Origin of the sequence: Vibrio sp. MM46 (genome assembly GCF_027587135.1) — a bacterium.
In the GTDB taxonomy this organism is placed as follows: Bacteria; Pseudomonadota; Gammaproteobacteria; order Enterobacterales; family Vibrionaceae; genus Vibrio; species Vibrio harveyi.
This window is the reverse complement of sequence record NZ_JAPPTO010000013.1, coordinates 134,868-150,726: the sequence shown is the minus strand read 5'-3', so window position 1 is coordinate 150,726 and position 15,859 is coordinate 134,868. Positions and strand designations below refer to the sequence as shown.

General features: G+C 42.0%; 13 protein-coding genes and 1 pseudogene. 11 read left to right on the top strand and 3 right to left on the bottom strand.

Going from position 1 to position 15,859, the window contains the following annotated elements; genetic code table 11:
- Window positions 1-7: 7 nt before the first annotated feature.
- The 4 genes from OH459_RS16090 (at window position 8) to rmf (ending at window position 4,308) form a co-directional block, all read left to right on the top strand.
- A complete protein-coding gene (locus tag OH459_RS16090) occupies window positions 8-259 on the top strand; it encodes a glutaredoxin family protein (protein WP_009702647.1) in 252 nt (83 codons plus the stop codon).
- Window positions 237-2,156, top strand: a complete 1,920-nt coding sequence (locus OH459_RS16085) for an ABC transporter ATP-binding protein (protein WP_005446816.1) — start codon at window positions 237-239, stop codon at window positions 2,154-2,156. Before OH459_RS16090 ends, OH459_RS16085 begins: the two co-directional genes overlap by 23 nt.
- A gap of 7 nt (window positions 2,157-2,163) precedes the next feature.
- On the top strand, window positions 2,164-3,963 hold the full coding sequence (locus OH459_RS16080) for a DUF3466 family protein (RefSeq protein ID WP_059678566.1): 1,800 nt from the start codon (window positions 2,164-2,166) through the stop codon (window positions 3,961-3,963).
- A 171-nt stretch (window positions 3,964-4,134) separates the two neighbouring features.
- Window positions 4,135-4,308, top strand: coding sequence for a ribosome modulation factor (gene rmf, locus OH459_RS16075; protein WP_005446820.1), 174 nt, complete (start codon window positions 4,135-4,137; stop codon window positions 4,306-4,308).
- Between the two features lie 171 nt (window positions 4,309-4,479).
- On the opposite strand, the gene fabA is transcribed toward rmf, so the two are convergent.
- Both fabA and OH459_RS16065 read right to left on the bottom strand, forming a co-directional pair.
- On the bottom strand, window positions 4,480-4,998 hold the full coding sequence (fabA, locus tag OH459_RS16070) for a bifunctional 3-hydroxydecanoyl-ACP dehydratase/trans-2-decenoyl-ACP isomerase (protein WP_005390081.1): 519 nt from the start codon (window positions 4,996-4,998) through the stop codon (window positions 4,480-4,482).
- A 70-nt stretch (window positions 4,999-5,068) separates the two neighbouring features.
- The gene (locus tag OH459_RS16065; protein WP_269987671.1) at window positions 5,069-6,709 is read right to left on the bottom strand and encodes a Lon protease family protein; all 1,641 of its coding nucleotides are present in this window, start codon (window positions 6,707-6,709) and stop codon (window positions 5,069-5,071) included.
- 211 nt (window positions 6,710-6,920) lie between these two features.
- Here OH459_RS16065 and matP point away from each other — a divergent pair, with 211 nt between their 5' ends.
- From matP to OH459_RS16045, 4 genes are all read left to right on the top strand, one after another.
- Complete coding sequence (matP, locus tag OH459_RS16060; protein WP_005446823.1) at window positions 6,921-7,370, top strand: macrodomain Ter protein MatP; 450 nt, start codon at window positions 6,921-6,923, stop codon at window positions 7,368-7,370.
- 10 nt (window positions 7,371-7,380) lie between these two features.
- On the top strand, window positions 7,381-7,692 hold the full coding sequence (locus OH459_RS16055) for a DUF3634 family protein (protein ID WP_005446826.1): 312 nt from the start codon (window positions 7,381-7,383) through the stop codon (window positions 7,690-7,692).
- Between the two features lie 115 nt (window positions 7,693-7,807).
- Entirely contained in the window at window positions 7,808-8,131 is a 324-nt protein-coding gene (locus OH459_RS16050) for a hypothetical protein (protein WP_009697844.1), read from the top strand.
- A 131-nt stretch (window positions 8,132-8,262) separates the two neighbouring features.
- Window positions 8,263-9,477 (top strand): HDOD domain-containing protein, encoded by a 1,215-nt coding sequence (locus OH459_RS16045; RefSeq protein ID WP_269987670.1) that lies wholly within the window; start codon window positions 8,263-8,265, stop codon window positions 9,475-9,477.
- Window positions 9,478-9,614: 137 nt separating this feature from the next.
- Here the strand turns inward: OH459_RS16045 and OH459_RS16040 are convergent.
- A pseudogene (locus OH459_RS16040) lies at window positions 9,615-10,129 on the bottom strand (helix-turn-helix domain-containing protein); the annotation flags it as partial.
- A gap of 293 nt (window positions 10,130-10,422) precedes the next feature.
- On the opposite strand from OH459_RS16040, the gene OH459_RS16035 reads away from it, so the two are divergent.
- The 3 genes from OH459_RS16035 to OH459_RS16025 are packed head-to-tail and all read left to right on the top strand — an operon-like array spanning window position 10,423 to window position 15,849.
- Window positions 10,423-11,877, top strand: a complete 1,455-nt coding sequence (locus tag OH459_RS16035) for a tyrosine-type recombinase/integrase (RefSeq protein WP_269987669.1) — start codon at window positions 10,423-10,425, stop codon at window positions 11,875-11,877.
- The gene (locus tag OH459_RS16030; RefSeq protein ID WP_269987668.1) at window positions 11,861-13,408 is read left to right on the top strand and encodes a hypothetical protein; all 1,548 of its coding nucleotides are present in this window, start codon (window positions 11,861-11,863) and stop codon (window positions 13,406-13,408) included. The genes OH459_RS16035 and OH459_RS16030 overlap by 17 nt, the downstream gene beginning before the upstream one ends.
- Entirely contained in the window at window positions 13,405-15,849 is a 2,445-nt protein-coding gene (locus tag OH459_RS16025) for a hypothetical protein (protein WP_269987667.1), read from the top strand. Before OH459_RS16030 ends, OH459_RS16025 begins: the two co-directional genes overlap by 4 nt.
- Window positions 15,850-15,859: the final 10 nt, after the last annotated feature.

The following is a 15,859-nucleotide window of genomic DNA, read 5'->3' as shown; positions in this document are numbered from 1 at the left end:
GGACAGGATGTTGAACGTGCTAACGCTTTACAGCACTGAAGGATGCCATCTCTGCGAGATGGCGTTTGACCTCGTTAGTCAGATTGGTCTCGCCGAACAAACACACATCGTCGACATAGCGTTCGACGATGCTCTCTTTTCTCGTTACGGCGTAACAATTCCCGTATTAAAATATCAAGATTCTGAGTTGAACTGGCCGTTTGACTTAGAAAAACTCAAACATTGGTTGGATAATAATGGCATTACTTACCATTCATAACGCACAACTTGCATTTGGCGACCACCCATTACTAGACAAAGCAGAGTTCGCTCTTCAAGAAAATGAACGCGTTTGTTTAGTTGGTCGCAACGGTGCAGGTAAGTCTACGTTAATGAAAGTGCTTGCTGGCGACATTTTGTTGGACGATGGCAAGATTCAAATCACCCAAGACGTCGTTGTTTCTCGACTTGAACAAGATCCACCACGCAATCAAGAAGGCACAGTTTACGAATACGTATCTGGTGGTTTAGCTGAAATCGGTGAGCAGCTGAAGATCTATCATGATCTTCTCGATCTTGTCGCTCAAGACCCAAGTGAAAAGAACATTAATCGTCTTGCTAAGATTCAAGAACAGTTGGATCACCTTAACGCTTGGCGCTTTGATGATCGTGTTAAGAATGTACTTGGCGCGCTAAAGCTAAGCCCTGAAACCAAACTGACTGATCTATCGGGTGGTTGGCAACGCAAAGCCGCTCTCGCTCGTGCACTTGTTTGTGACCCTGATGTATTGCTTCTTGATGAGCCAACTAACCACCTTGATGTAACGACCATCGAATGGTTAGAGAACTTTCTAAAGGACTTCAAAGGCTCGATCATCTTCATTTCCCACGACCGTGCATTCATCAAATCGATGGCGACACGCATCGTTGACCTCGATCGCGGACAGCTCGCTTCTTTCCCTGGTGATTATGACCAATACTTAAATGACAAAGAAGAGATGCTTCGTGTCGAAGAAATGCAAAATGCAGAGTTCGACAAAAAGCTAGCTCAGGAAGAAGTGTGGATTCGCCAAGGCATTAAAGCACGTCGTACACGCAACGAAGGTCGTGTTCGTGCCCTTAAGAAGCTTCGTGAAGAACGTCGTGACAGACGTGAGGTTCAAGGTAAAGTTAACCTTAATATCGACGATGCTTCACGCTCAGGTAAGATCGTCTTTGAAGCTGAGAATGTCTCTTTTGCTTTTGAAGGCAAAAAAATCGTTGATAACTTTAGCTTCAACATTATGCGTGGTGATCGAATCGCACTGATTGGTCCTAACGGCTGTGGTAAAAGTACCGTTCTCAAGTTGCTATTAGGGCAATTATCAGCGCAAGGCGGTCGTCTTCATTGTGGAACAAAGCTCGAAGTGGCTTACTTCGATCAGTACCGCGAAATTCTTGATCCTGAAAAGACGGTTATTGATAACTTAGCGGATGGTAAGCAAGAAGTGATGGTTGGAGGGCGTCAGCGTCACGCATTGAGCTACCTACAAGATTTCTTGTTTGCACCAAAACGTGCTCGCACGCCAGTAAAAGCCTTATCTGGTGGTGAAAAAAACCGTTTGTTGTTGGCTCGTATCTTGTTGAAACCTAACAACTTGCTTATTCTTGACGAACCTACCAACGATTTGGACATCGAAACGTTGGAACTTTTAGAAGAAATGCTTGCCAATTATCAGGGTACGTTACTGTTAGTGAGCCACGACCGTGAATTCGTAGACAATACGGTGACGACCAGTTGGATTTTTGAAGGTAACGGCATAATCGAAGAGTTTGTTGGTGGTTACCACGACGCAAAACAGCAGCGTGATCAAGTTCTTGCTTCGCGCAGTCAGGTTGAAAAAGCAGCGAAGAAAGAGAAAGTGGTTGAGGAAACTCCCAAAACTACGCAACCTAAGAACAATTCGAAGAAGTTATCGTATAAGCTGCAAAGAGAATTAGAGGCTCTTCCAGCTAAACTAGAACAATTAGAGGCGGATATTGAGACTCTACAAGAACAAGTGAACGACCCAGAGTTCTTCACTAAATCTGTAGAACAGACTCAACCGGTATTGGAACAGCTCGCTGCGGTAGAGCAGGAGTTGGAAATCGCGTTCGAGAGATGGGAAGAACTCGAAGCAATGCAACAGGATAGTTAAGAATTCGATGAATTGTAGTAACAAATTCAAATTAACCGCCATCGCTATGATGGTCGGTACGGCAATGAATGCCAATGCAGCACTGTATCAAGTAGTTGAAGTTTCCCCTGAAAACGTCACTACGGAAACAGTGTACGGTGTCGCAATTCAACAAGGTGACGTGGATAACGATCCTGATACAGGAAAACCTTTCGCGCTGGGTTGTTTTGATAAAGGCGCAGATTGTGACTCAAAGCACTTTAAACTTGCGCTTGAAACGCGTGTAACCCCAATCTCAACTGGGCAAGAAGTCGACGGTGTTAGCTATCGTGAAGAAGTGCCATTTGCTTTGGATTCGGGTTTCTATTACGTACAAGAGTATGACGATTTTGAAAGATACTGTTTCAACGAACGTCGCTACTCAACCTGTGAATCTTGGGCATCCGTACATTGGAATCCTTGGCAAAAAGAAGCGTTTAATAAAGATTTTACTTCAAATGCACTAGCTTATGTTGAAGGGGATACACCTAATACTATTGATTCTGCAGCGTACACCAATAAGTACAACAATATCATTAACAGTCTGACTAAAGACGGTGAGCCCGTGGGTAACCAGAGTGTTGTTGATCAAACGGTAACCCCTCCGGTACTACAAACTCGAAATACCATTGTCGGACCAGGAGTAGAGCCGAAGTTCGAAACTGATGGTACTGTTCCAAAACTTCTAGAAAGCAGAGCTTGGAAAACAAACGGAACATTTACTGTAGGTAGCGTTTCGCGTTTTGCCAACAATGATAATGGCGACCACTCGACATCTAAAGCAGCCATTTGGGATGCTACAGGTTCAGCGGTCGAATTAGGTTGGCCAAGTGGACAAGCTCAAGAAGATGAACGCCTGGCGCAAGGTAGCATGCGAGATTTTGTTGTAAAAGATTCTACTGTTTATGGCGTTGGCTATAACACATACGACAGTGGCAACAACTATATGAACGCAACGGTGTTCGTTGGACGATTAAAAGACTCTGCAGATCCGTCTAGCATCAAATCTTATGAATGGACTTACGATAAACAAATATCCGGTGCTCAACAGCGCATTGATGGTGATACGGTTCATACCAATTCCCGTTTAACCAATGTAAACTCTAATTTTGTTGCAATTGGTGAAGCCAAACGTTCCGGTGCTTACCTAATGCCAACAGGTTCCGCGCCAAATCGTCTTTTCGTTGTTGATGACGTTACTGCAGATTCAGTCAGTGCATATTACCTTGCAGAAGTCGGTGGTATTTTCTTTAGCGGAGCTGGCGGTCAAATGGGTGGCATCAACTCATACAATGAGATTGTTGGTCAATTAGACGCTGAGAAGACTCGTGAAGAAGAGGGTAAACCTCGCCGTAAACGTGGGTTCATCTACACTTATAAAAAAAATAATGAGCTTCCTAGTACTCGAGCGGAAAGCATATTTGGTGATCAACCGTGGTTCTTAGATGATCTTACTAACGGTGCTAACGATCAGAGCGCAAGCGCCAGAGATATTTCTGACACCAACAACGAGTTCCGTATCATTAGCGCTTCAGATATCAACGATGCCGGCGTGATCTCCGCGACAGCAATGAAGTGTGCAGGCGGTTATGACACAACAGCTCACAACTCTTTCTGTAGTAACGGTGAAGAGAAAATCGTTGCTGTTAAGCTTAAGCCGATTCCAGGTGCAACTAAAGCTAATATTCAACCACGAAGTGTTGAAGAGGAAGCTGCGGAACGCCAAGGTGCTGGTCTAGGTTGGCTGGCTTTGACCATGCTGGGTCTATTCGGGTTCCGTAGAAAATAGTCAGTAATTTTTAAATCAAGCAGAGGCTCACAGAAATGAGCCTCTGCTTTTTTTATGCCTTGAGAAAATGCGCAATTTGATCGATTCTTGTAGATGGAGTCATAAAAACTCCATCAAAGTTTCACAATAACAGTAGTACGTTTGTAAATGGACCTGTATGAGGAATTAACTATGAAGAGACAAAAGCGTGATCGCCTAGAACGAGCTCAATCTCAAGGCTATAAAGCTGGGTTGAATGGAAGGTCTCAAGAGGCTTGCCCATATCAACAAATTGATGCTCGGTCGTATTGGTTAGGTGGTTGGCGTGATGCCAGAGATGAAAGACAATCTGGTCTCTACAAATAAACTCTCCACATACAAACAGAAGGATTTGAAAGGGCTCGTTAAGAGCCTTTTCTGCGTTTAAAGCGGATGTTTTTAAATGTAGCAATTTACGCGTGTGTCTAAACTAAATGCCATAAGATAAAGAAAAGGCTCCTTTGATAGGAGCCTTGATAAATACTTCAGAGTAGGAGATTAGAAGCTTGAAGTGTCTTGGAACAAACCCACTTTCAGATCTTTTGCTACGTAGATTTCTTTACCATCTACACATACACGACCATCAGCTAGACCCATTACTAATTTGCGGTTAACAACACGCTTCATGTGGATCTCGTACGTTACTTTTTTCGCTGTTGGTAGGATTTGACCCGTAAACTTCACTTCGCCAACACCCAGAGCTCGACCTTTGCCTTTACCGCCAACCCAGCCTAGGAAGAAGCCAACAAGCTGCCACATAGCATCAAGACCAAGACAACCAGGCATTACTGGGTCACCAGGGAAGTGACAGTCAAAAAACCAAAGATCTGGAGTAATGTCCAATTCTGCGAGGATCAAACCTTTACCAAAATCGCCTTCAGTCTCAGACATTTTAGTAACACGATCCATCATTAGCATGTTTGGCGCAGGAAGCTGAGGGTAACCTGGTCCAAATAGCTCACCTTGGCTAGAAGCGAGAAGATCGTCACGGTTGTAAGAATCACGTTTGTTTTGCATTATCAATTACTCCAATTTTTGATAGCTGCATCTTAGTGAACACGTGTACGCTAAACAACTCCGATCAGTACTAGACAAACCAGTTTTTGATGCGCTCCACAATTCCTTCTGGATGCTCATGTCTTTCAAAGTTTTCAATACGTTCGGCAATTTTACCAATGATGCTGTCTTCTTCACCGCGAAATGGTTTAGACATAAGAATGGGAATCGCTTCATCAACAGTAGAAACTGACCAAATATGGAACTCACCATTCTTAATGCTTTCTATGACATCTTTATGTAACGCGAGATGTTTTAGGTTAGATTTAGGCATAATCACACCTTGCTCTCCCGTAAAGCCTTGGTGTTTACATACTTGGTAGAAGCCCTCAATCTTTTCATTCAAGCCTCCAACGGCTTGCACGCGACCAAATTGATCCACTGCACCAGTAACCGCGATCTGTTGATTCACTGGAGATTCTGACAAGGCACTCACCAAACAACATAGCTCTGCTAAGGAGGCACTGTCTCCGTCGACTTCGCTGTATGATTGCTCGAATACAATCGAAGCGGAGTATGGTAGTGGTTCATCAAGATTCAGTGCTGAACTCACAAACGCTTGCATGATCATCATGCCCTTAGCATGTAGGTTGCCGCCAAGTTCTGCTTTGCGTTCGACGTCTGAAATATCACCATCACCAAAGTGAATAACACAAGAAATACGCGCAGGCTCCCCATAGGAGACAGGGTGTCCGGCCATATCAATCACTGTAAGACCATTAATTTGCCCAACCTGTTCGCCGGTCGTCTCAATGATCACTTGTCCATCAAGAATATCGTCCACAGCACGTTGTGGTAGGTAAGATTCACGGTAATATTTATCATCAATAGCACGATCAATATCGTCAAACTCGATACTCGATGAGTTTGAATACTGGCTAGCAAGACCTAACAGCTGGTTGTGCCACAGTACACCGAGAGGCAGATAGTGTTGATCTTCTGTATAGCGCATACCGGCAAGAATTAATCTTCGGAAGGCTTCGTTACTCAATGCAGGGTGTTGGTATTCATGGCAAATCCAATTGACCAAACCAACGTATTTACTTAGGTTTTCTTGAGATAAGTGGATATCTTCTTCAACCTCAGTATACATCGTCAGACCTGCAGAAAAGTCTTCATCGACATATTCGATTTCCGCTAACTGGTTTCGATCGCCTGTAATGATCAGCTTTACATCGTAATCTTGTGGTGCAAAAGGCGATGACGCAATTCGATTTGGTGTAAGGTTAATCGGGGCAAAGCTTCCACCTTGAACTGCTGCTTTAATGTTTGGCCAGCGCGCAGCGTTTGCAAGCACTAAGTTGGCAGGAACAACAAGATAACCGCCATCTGCTTTAGACAGTAAGCCAGACTCAAATGTCGTTTGACCATCTTGATTCACGCTGTAGCGATCAAATAACTCTTTGGCATCGAGTGACTCAACTGTCACAACAGGCGCTGACGACTTATTCTTCAATACTTCGCTGACGAAACCACGATAAATCGCATTATCAGTGCAATTCACTAATAAAATACGGGTTAATCCTCGAACACGTGTAAATCGGTCAATGGTCGCCTCAAGCCTAGGCTGAAGGTCAATAAAGGGCTTAATCGGTAGAGAAGTGGCTTTACTTAAAATCTCTTCGTACTGCTCGAAAGAAGGGGTGACATCTTGCCAGTTAACTTGGTTCATTCAAATTCATCATAATTTAGTCTTGCAAGCATTATAGCGAAACGACGATCAACTCCCTAGCGACAATTTGACCAATCCAAAAATTCTGCAAATTCAGTTGATTAAACCTTCGACAAATGAGTGATCAACATCGATACTTTTATGAGTTTTAATTGCCGAATCTGCACACTTGGGTTACGCTGTCACCATAAGTGTATTGAGGGTCAGAAGGATGAAATATCAACAGCTTGAAAATTTAGAATGTGGTTGGAAATGGAAGTATCTCATCAAAAAGTGGAAGGATGGTGAAGCCGTTACCCGATACATCGATACGAGCGAAGCCGATGCCGCAATTGCCGAACTTCGTAAACTTGAGCATGAGCCAACCCAAGTTCTTACTTGGATTGAAAACCACATGTCTGAAGAGCTTGATAATAAGCTGAAGCAAGCGATCCGTGCTAAGCGTAAACGTCACTTCAATGCAGAACAAGTCCACACGAAGAAAAAGTCCATCGATCTAGATTATCGAGTGTGGGAAAAACTCTCCAATCGAGCGAACGAGCTAGGCTGTACGTTATCCGATGCTATTGAGTATTTGTTATCAGAGGCATCTCGAAGTGAAAAAGCCAGTATGAAGGTATCGTCGCTGAAAGAAGACTTGAGTAAATTGCTTTCTAGCTAAGGAGTATCAAATGCTTTACGTAATATTGATTGCTGCTGTTGTCATTTTTTGGCTTATCGCCGTAGATAGACCTGTCCTAAAAGTTAAGTTTGAACAAGGGCAAATATCGAAGGTGAAAGGTCACATACCGCCTTCTTTTAAACACAACCTGCAAGACATCGCTGAGCATTCTCCGTTTGATGGCGAAATGAAAGTCTATAACCAACGTACAGGTATGCGCTTAACCTTTTCCAAAGACGTGCCGAAAAAAGTTCAACAACGCATTAGAAACGTTTTTCCTCACCAAGGCTTTAAGTCCACCAAAGGTAAAAAGCGAGCTTAAGAAAACTATCAATTACTTATTCGTGTTAAACGGGACGCATTTAATGTGTCCCATTTTTATATCAGCAAAGTCAGTGAGTTAAAGTTTCACTTTTTACGAATTGAAAGGGAACTTCATGCGATACACTGTCACGTTTTTGTGCTTTTTATTTGGAATTTCTGTTGCTATAGCTGACGACTCAGAAATCAATCCTGTAGCGAAAAAAATCAAAGCGGAGCTTCAGAAGAAAACAGATAGGGCATTTGATGGTTACCACGGATATTGTGACTTGATGATTGAAATGGAACACAAAGGCAAGAGTGCAACGATCAAGAGAGTTAAAGGAAGTGGTGATAAACGCGTATGTCAGTTCACCAAATCAAATGTGAAAATTGGCAAACGTTATCGTTATAAATTCTCTGAAAAGTACATACGATTACACATAACAACGGGCAATTAGTATTCACTAATAATATTTCGATAATTAGTATTCATTTATAAGTGGAATTAATATCACATTCCATTTACTGCATGTGTCTTTATAGATAAACTTGCCGACAGGAAAATAAAAACAACGTTAGGAATATCAGTTTGTTGCTCACGCAAAAAAATTACACACCAGAAGCAATGGACATCGCGGTCAAAGTATCGAAAGAAGTCGAACTTAGACATGCCAAGTGGCTAGCTAGTATGAACCACCAAGTGGATCAGTCACAAGTGGATAAGCTCCTCAGTTTACAGGGGCGTTATTGTGACGATGTGATCTTTAGTGAAGAAGACAGAATCACGCGCAACCAAAGAATACTTCTCATGTGCGAACAAGAGCGAGTAAAAGAAAAACGCCAAATCGTGGAAGACAAGCAGAAAACACTGCAAAAAGTCATCAGCGATGTATCGAAAGTCGCCGATCGAATGTTAATGAAGAAGCTTGAAACGCTTCCAATTGATAAATTATCGAGCAATATACCCGCATTTGAGTTATTCGCATCGTTTGCCTATTCTCCATCTCTAAGCTTTTCAAAACTGACAGACTTGGCTAACAATAGCCATCAGCTAAGCTCAACGATTATAGATCTGATTGAGAACTCAAGACTGCGTGAGCGAGGGAGTGCGGCTAAAACTAGTTCAGATGCAAGAGTCGCGATTGGGCGCCTTGGAATTGAAAATTGCCGTAAGCTATTCCCGGTTTTAATGGCGCGCCCAATGATGAGATGGTCAGATAATAATACTAAAATCCTGACTCCCAAGTTTTGGCAACAATTGGTTTTGACTGCCAACGTCACCAAAATGCGATTGGAATCGGCAGATGTTCAAGATTCCGATTGTGGTGTTTTGATCGGAACGCTTCGTAGCTTAGGTAGCATCGTATTGATTAATCACTTCACAGATACGTTTGAAGACGCACTCATTGAAGTCATGCTGAACTATAGAAAAACGAACAGGAAAGATGAGTATTATGCCTGCGCCGATGTCCGACCAAATTCCGCTTTCTTGCCTAAAGTCATTGTCGATATGGAAGCTCTGGTGACTAAAAGATTTTTAGAAAACTTTCACTGGCCGAAGAATGTAGAACATATAAAAGTTGCTGTTCTTGAAGACATCGAAAGCAAACCCATCTTAGAGCGCAGTGTCTATGGAGCAGCTTTAGCGCAGGCTAGGGCATATGCAATCTATGATAACTTATCGAGAAGTGAAGTGTTTGCAGAAAAGCACAAACCATTTTGGTTTGCTAACGTCCAGATATCAGGGGAAGCATTGTCATCAATTAGAATGAGTGCTCCAGGAAAGATGACTCTTATGATGTAAAAGAGTCACAGTGTCACAAAAAAACTCAAAGCGACTGTAACAAGTCGCTTTTTTAATGTCATAAGAAAATGAATAAACAAGTGACACCTCAGTATTGTTGAATAACACAAGATTACGTTGTCACCAATGATGAACTATAAGTTCATCAAACGTCCAGTCGCATCCTCGATAAACACTAATAAACAGCATTTGTCAGATCGTCCTTCAAACCAATCGTGGTGAGAGCCATCAATTTGAACGAGTTCGCCTAAACAATCACGTCGGTAGCGAGGTTGGTAAACTTTAGGCTTGCGTTGCGAATGCGGTGTCCATAAACCATCTGCAATAATCTAACTTCGTAAGGTCTCGTTAGATACTGGAAGACTATGTAACTCCGTTAGTTTTTCTCTGGCAAGTGTTGGAGAAAAATCAGAATAGTGATCACGAATCAGTTTTAAAACTGTGTCTCGGTAGTCACTGGGATAGCGGTTATTACTTGGCTTACCTCAAGCTTGGTGAGTCAATCCTGCAGCACCGAATTCTCTCAGGCGATTCATAAGCCTCTGAACTTGACGAACACTCAATCAAGGATGTCTGCCGCGTCGACTCGTCGGATCCTACGATCGCAAACATCTTGGATTACTTTAAAACGATTGATATCAGAATCATTCATAGTAACTAGCATCTTAAACGCATCCTTAGCTGGTTGTAAGCAAAGCTTAGTGACTACGAACTAAAGAGACATTTTAACTTTGGTAAATAGTGACATTACAACTTTTCGCCTACATCTTGAGTGCGCATTATGTATATTATGTTAAATTCACAATGATTATAATCTTGTACACGCTTTAATAGACGTCTATTTAATATCAGATACTTACTAAAACCGGTGATTTGTTTGACACATTAAAATCTTTGTAACTAAACTTGTACATTGGAGTGAAATCTATATAAGGTAATTTGTCCATGTACAAAGTTGAGAGCTGTGGGAATGAATTCTATTGTCTACTTGATGTAGTCACCACAATGCCCCCTCTTTTGGCACTAAGGTGGACTGAACAAGAATTAATTGAGAAATCACTAGGAACACAAAAGAGCTATCTTGACTCGCTTAAGTTGTTTTACGATTTTTGGTTCGCAAAGTTTGGTGCCTCGTTAGACTTCTCATTTCATCGCAGTGGTTATCAGGACGTGGAAATGCTTACGCAAGAACTGCTTCCTTTTTGGGACTACCTTCTAGCGGATAAGAAAATTACCAATGTTGTTATGTTGCCGTCGCCTAACGTGAGATATGAAGCATTAACTAAAAAGAAGCGTACAGCCTCCAAACACTGCCAGGTTGTTTGTAACTTTATTGAATTCCTTTCCGTCACATATCTCAACACCGCCTATCGTGATGAAGACCCTTTTCTCCTGCGGCGATACCGAACCGAAATAAAATTACGATTAAGAGATATAAAGCGTAAGTTTTCTAAATGGCAGAAATCTAACAAGAAAGTTACAGCTTACAGCACACTTCGCAGTTTGACATCAGATCAATATAGGGATTTTATCCGTGTTTTGACTCCCGATATAAAGAAGCCTATTCCCGTCACATTACCCGATGGTCGTGTACAAGCGAATTTTAAGCTAATTAAGGAGAACTCTCTTAATCCTATCATCAGTTACGAAGTACAGGTACGTAATTACCTATTAACCGCACTGTTAGTTCGATATGGTCTTCGCATTGGGGAGTCATTACTTTTACGCAAGCAATCCTTCTTGCCATCAAGAGTGGATCAAAGCAAAGTCCTTATGCGCGTTCGTAATTTGGAGGATGATGAATTTGATGACTCAAAAATGGAAGACGCTCGACGCTACAAGCCACAAATCAAGACTGCAGACAGCATTCGGGATGTTGAGATAGCTGCCGACGATTACAAGAAGATTGAAATGTACTATCGGTTCTTACGTCCTGATATTTGTAACCACGATTTTATTTTCACATCTTCTATGAAGCCATACAAACCCGTATCCTACTCTACCATTCAATCTCAATTTTCAAAGGTCGTGCAAGCATTTGAAATACATTTTTCAGACCATTTTGATCCCCGATATTCAGAGGCTATTACCGACAAAATTACCCCTCACTGGCTACGTCATACATGGGCATACGCGACATTGGCCGCTGTTTACGAAAAGAAAAAGAATCATTACATGGAATCTGGTGTGGTGAACGTAATTGGTCTTATGGAAGATGCTAAGGATGAATTGAGATCCATTGGTGGATGGTCTAAAAATTCCATTATGCCGACTAAATATGCGAAGCGATTTGTTCAAGAGCAAGCAAACAAGACGCTTATGGAACTGTATCGTGAATACTACAGTTCAGATATAGAAACGTATCTAGATAAGGGGGATTGGGATGAAGCATTTAGCTAATAAAAACGTTAAAAAAGAAGTTGTTAATTTCACTCGTGATCAGGTTGAGTTCATAAACAACATAACGCTTCCAAATGTAATAGAAATAACACAAGCTTCTGAGTTTGATACCCCTTTTATAAAAACTAAAAGTGATCGATGGGAGTATGTCCGACTAGGAAGAAAACATATCGAAATATTTAATTTGGATGAAGAAAGCAACAAACTACTAAAGACAATCTATGTTCAATATGCACAATCTCATATGGCACCTCTTGGTGGGGTTCGATTTCGTATGTTAAAGAAGCTTTGGAGCGAAGCTGAGAATATCTCGTTTTCAGAGTTTAATCTGCGCCTTATAGCTCTTTCCAAAAGTGGTAAAGCAATGGATTTCTTCATTCTAAAATCAACCATTAGGATACTAATTCGGATAGGACTCCCTAATTTCGACATCGATGATGAAGAGAAATTGCAACGAATAACTCCCCCAAATGTCGCGGACCCATTCCTACGATATCAAGAAGTCGAAAATACAGTGCCAACTCATTTAAAGAACCTTATAGCTAATCGTTTGGTTGAGTTTAGTACTGAACAAGGTTTGCAGTTGTTATCGGATAAGGAATTAAAAAATCTCTGCGTTTTGGGGATAGCATTTTCCATAGGACCTCGACCACAACAGTTTTCCATGTTGAAAGGAAGTTCGGTCAAGCTCATAGCCGCCAATCACAAGACAGCATTAAAGCTGTATGAGTTATCCGTCCCATTAGCAAAACAACCCGAAGTCCCAATAGATGAACCTAAGGTGACATTGAGTCAGGAAATTGGAGTACTGATTGATGAATACAAAAAGCGTTTTAAGATCGGTGATGACAAGGCATTGTTCCCTTATGACAGTGAAAACAATATTCCTTCCTCACGCGAAGTTCACTGGGCGCTTAATGATGCGTTACTCTTCGTCCAAACAGATGAAACTAAAGAAAAGATCAGATTAAACAAGCTGTATCGTCCCACCTATACCGCTTACGATTTTAGACACAACATTGGCCATTCCATGGCGATGTTGGGGGCCAGCGCTGAAGAAATCTCAATGGTTCTCGGTCAAACCACTACTGTAGCTGCTCAGTACTACATCATGTCTACTCCTGAGCTAGCATTATTGAAACACAAATCGCTTGGCCAAAACCCTGTCTGGAAAGACATGATGGGATTACTGCTTACGGGCTACCTCATTGATGAGTATGAATGGAGTGGAAACACGGTTTCTGGATTGCTCAAAGGTAAACTGCTCCTTCGCATCGGCGGTTGCAGCCGGAAACAGGAAAAATGCCACCTCGCTAAGGTGCGCTCTTGCTATGGTTGCTTCTACTTCCGTCCATTTAGAAACTTGAATAAGCATTCAGCAGTTCTTGAACTCGTCACCCATGAGCTACTGGAACTGATTAAAACATCTCATGACACAGGTAACAGAAACAACCCTCTCATCGACAGTGCAACCCAGACTAAAAATGAAATCGAAATGGTCATTAATCGCCTTAAGGGAGGGATCCGATGAAAGGCAATTATCAACACTTTAATGAATTCATCGCTCAGCAAAAATCCTTCTTTGAAGAAGCTTTACTGCCCGAAGTCAATATTGGTATCAATGATCCCAAAGAGCATTATTCATGGGATACAAATATTTGGAGATATAGTTCAGCTTCTCACGGGTTCTTGGCAAAGGCGCTGACGACGGTCAATTTTGATGAAATAAACTCCCTCCGGCTGAAAGGACTCATAAAATCGGATGAGGAAAAATTCAAATGTCTTCAGATCTGCAAGGTATATGTTGAGTTCCTTAAAGCCTATTGCATTTCTCTCTACAAAGGTCGGAATCCGTCAGGTGCATCTGTGTACGCCCAGCAAATGTTATTGAAGCGTACCTATGTTCGCATGGTGATGATGGGAATTGAACCACACCCTGTGAACATCACTTCTGAGTTGCTTCAAGATGCTACAGATATGCTCGCTCAATCTCGTTCTGGACCCAGCGCTATTACCAATGCATCTAAAGACTACGATGATGCCAATGTTATAGCTAATAATCTGAATTATATGGGTTTCACTTTGACTCAAGTTGAAGTTAAAAAGAAGCAAAAAGGAGTAACAACAAATACTACTAAAGCGGGCAAAAGAGCCAAAAAAGTACAATTCGCCGAAGAGCTCGATCAGGACGAACATGAGAAAAACCTATCCATCCAAACCTTCTTAAACGTGGTAGCGTTGCGTGGTTTGGTGAAAGATGATGGTGAACGGACCGTATTAAACCTTGTACTTCTACTGATAGTCACTGGATTTCGTCACATGGAGGCTGCAGGTCTCCGCTACAACTGCTTCAAAATTGTTGAAATCGAAGACAAGGTAACCAAGGTTCTCATGGAAAAGCGAGGGTTACCCACTTTCTATGTTGGCATCGTATACCTTGGTGAGAAAGGAGCTGGTCATCGAACTCATTGGATTGAGCCACTAGCCGTTGGGGTTGTAGAAGAGCTTTGGGTCGACACCATAGTTTTAACAGAAAAACTGCGCTCACAGATTGAGTATGTGCGTAAAACTGATTTTCAGTCTTACCTTCCTAAAGCATGGCTTAATCGTGTATGCAACAATAGCGAGGTTGAGCGGAATGAGCGTTTAGTAAACTTAGACGACATTGTGGATGAGGTTTACGAAAGTACTTCATCGGCGGTTTCGAAGGTTCGTGGTCGTGCTGCGGCAAGGGATTTCGCTAAGAAGAAAATTAAGAATGCAGGTCTAGGTATAGAGCCAGACTCAGTCGTAGAGATTGATCGAGTAAGAAAAGAAATACGTTATAAGCACTCTGATATTGAGCGCTTTATCCGTCATAAAATCGAAAGTGATGTCCGTATATCGAATGACTTCATTTATCGTCGAACAGACTCACAGACCCGCTCAGTCAGTTCAATACCGTATGAGGAATTGTTGTTTATTATTCCAGAAGGTAGCGGAGCCACCAAACGAACTGGTGCAATGAAAGTGGTGCCTCAAGTGATCGATAAATTCGTTCTTTTACCATTCCTTGGTTGTGGCTCAGTTGATAATCGAAAGCGTAGCGTTTTTGCAAAATACAATCTGACCGATGAAGATGGGGAGATTACTACGATGTACAGTCATACTCCACGACACGGTATTAACACATTCTATGCTATCGCAGATGTATCTGAGCATCTTCAAGCTATGTTTATGGGACGCAAAGACTTCACTCAAAATGAAAGTTATCAGCACCTTGCCATCGCAGACAAAGCGGTATCATCTTCGTTAGTAACGGTTGGTAACAAGGACTCATTTTTCAACGAAGATACTGCTCTTGAACATATAAAAAAGCGAGGCGTTATGTGTGTTAACCCGAAGTTATCCAGCGCCAACGCCCTAGCTCAAACCATGCATACTTACACAACAGCGCGAGATAAAGCATCATTCGTGGTGGATGTAGTCAACAATTCTTACAGCGATGTTTTTTCGGAGTTTGATGAACTGTTCGCCATGATGGAGAATTCTGAAAAACATATAATGGCGATGCGACATACCGATCTCTACGTGATGGATGTCGGGAGTTGTAGACGGAAGCTGACCACATTTCAGTGTCCTTACAACATGAAATGTCAGGATAGCTCGCCATGCCCATATTTCACGCTCACCGGACGTGATGGTGAGCTAATTAAAATTGAAAAATTGGCAGCTAGTATTGAATCTGAAATTACGATCGTCAACCAAATGGAAATATCAGGTCTTATGGACATAGAAGAGGCTGATGAAATCCTAGAGAACTTAAATCATCGCAGAGAATTCATCAAATATCACTTAGGTGAGTCACAAGCTTTTGAGAGGGAGAAGGTGCAAATCAATCTCCTAGGGTTGGATGACATGAGGAAACCAAGGATGCTGTCTTCACTGTTTGCGCTAGAGCAGCGTGATATAGATACATCCAAGGCTAAATAGGTATAAAAAA